General features: G+C 42.5%; 8 tRNA genes and 1 rRNA gene. All 9 read left to right on the top strand.

Annotated features, from left to right (window positions below):
• The first annotated feature begins 204 nt into the window (after positions 1–204).
• Positions 205–320: ribosomal RNA gene (gene rrf / locus AAHB15_RS29810) — 5S ribosomal RNA — on the top strand.
• A 41-nt stretch (positions 321–361) separates the two neighbouring features.
• Positions 362–436 (top strand) — tRNA-Glu (locus tag AAHB15_RS29815).
• A gap of 39 nt (positions 437–475) precedes the next feature.
• Positions 476–551, top strand: a tRNA-Val gene (locus AAHB15_RS29820).
• A gap of 38 nt (positions 552–589) precedes the next feature.
• A tRNA-Thr gene (locus tag AAHB15_RS29825) sits at positions 590–662 on the top strand.
• A 10-nt stretch (positions 663–672) separates the two neighbouring features.
• Positions 673–748 (top strand) — tRNA-Lys (locus AAHB15_RS29830).
• Positions 749–784: 36 nt separating this feature from the next.
• Positions 785–866: transfer RNA gene (locus AAHB15_RS29835), tRNA-Leu, on the top strand.
• A gap of 42 nt (positions 867–908) precedes the next feature.
• Positions 909–981, top strand: a tRNA-Phe gene (locus tag AAHB15_RS29840).
• 7 nt (positions 982–988) lie between these two features.
• A tRNA-Asn gene (locus tag AAHB15_RS29845) sits at positions 989–1,063 on the top strand.
• Between the two features lie 28 nt (positions 1,064–1,091).
• Positions 1,092–1,165 (top strand) — tRNA-Arg (locus AAHB15_RS29850).
• Positions 1,166–1,547: the final 382 nt, after the last annotated feature.

Below are 1,547 nucleotides of genomic sequence, written 5' to 3' on the forward strand. Positions count from 1 at the left end.
AAACGAAAAGCGGAGGCGACTGTTCAACTTCGACAGACGTTGGAGAGCCGGCACTACAAATCCTGTTCTTGGATTTGTAGAGACGGATCGAAACGGCCGAGAAGTTAGGAGCCGCAGCTGGACAAGTAATAAGTGATTGATTGGTTTTTACCCAATTTCTTCTATATTATCTAGTTTTGAGAGAATGATCTCTCAAGTAAATAGTCTGGTAATTAAGGCGAGAAGGACACACCCGTTCCCATACCGAACACGGAAGTTAAGCTTCTCAGCGCCGATGGTAGTTGGGACTTTGTCCCTGTGAGAGTAGGACGTTGCCAGGCTTTGCCCCTTTGGGGCTATTATTTTGCCAATTTTAGTATTTGGCCCCTTGGTCAAGCGGTTAAGACACCGCCCTTTCACGGCGGTAACACGGGTTCGAATCCCGTAGGGGTCACCAAAGTTTTATCACAATATCGAAAATAACTTTCATTAATATGGAGGATTAGCTCAGCTGGGAGAGCATCTGCCTTACAAGCAGAGGGTCGGCGGTTCGATCCCGTCATCCTCCACCATGATTTATTCACGATTGTGAAAATAATCATCAATAAATGCCGGGGTAGCTCAATTGGTAGAGCAACTGACTTGTAATCAGTAGGTTGGGGGTTCAAGTCCTCTCGCCGGCACCTTTAGTACGAGCCATTAGCTCAGTTGGTAGAGCATCTGACTTTTAATCAGAGGGTCGAAGGTTCGAGTCCTTCATGGCTCACCAGAGTTTTTTGCGATAGCAAAATAACTTACCATATATGCGGGTGTGGCGGAATTGGCAGACGCACCAGACTTAGGATCTGGCGCCGCAAGGCGTGGGGGTTCGACTCCCTTCACCCGCATTACTAAATTTTGTCTGGATTTGTTATAGGAACTATTTTATTGGCTCAGTAGCTCAGTCGGTAGAGCAAAGGACTGAAAATCCTTGTGTCGGCGGTTCGATTCCGTCCTGAGCCATCATTATTCCGCAGTAGCTCAGTGGTAGAGCTATCGGCTGTTAACCGATCGGTCGTAGGTTCGAGTCCTACCTGCGGAGCCATTTCAACTTTTTAAGCTATACATATCATGCGCCTTTAGCTCAGCTGGATAGAGCATACGCCTTCTAAGCGTACGGTCAGAGGTTCGAATCCTCTAAGGCGCGTAAAAATTTTTAATGAGCAAAAACGCTTGAGTACTAATCATACTCAAGCGTTTTTTGTTGTTAACTAATTTATTAATGTGTTGAGTTTAAATGTTTAAAGGAAGAGAAATACTTATTTAAAATAAAAATACGGTTGACGTTCGGGGAAGATGGTGGTATTATATAAAAGTTGTCAGCGAAACAATTAAACTATTAATAAATATTTAAAAAGTAGTTGACAATAAAATGATTAACTGATAAGATATAAAAGTTGTCTCATTTAATTGCTCTTTGAAAACTAAACAAACAAGAACGTCAACAAACAATAATATTGGTTTCTGTTTGAAACTAAGCCAACGTAACAAAATGAGCTAATCAACTTTCATGGAGAGTTTGATCCTGG

It is taken from the genome of Bacillus sp. OTU2372 (assembly GCF_038440275.1).
Taxonomy (GTDB): domain Bacteria; phylum Bacillota; class Bacilli; order Bacillales; family Cytobacillaceae; genus Neobacillus; species Neobacillus bataviensis_B.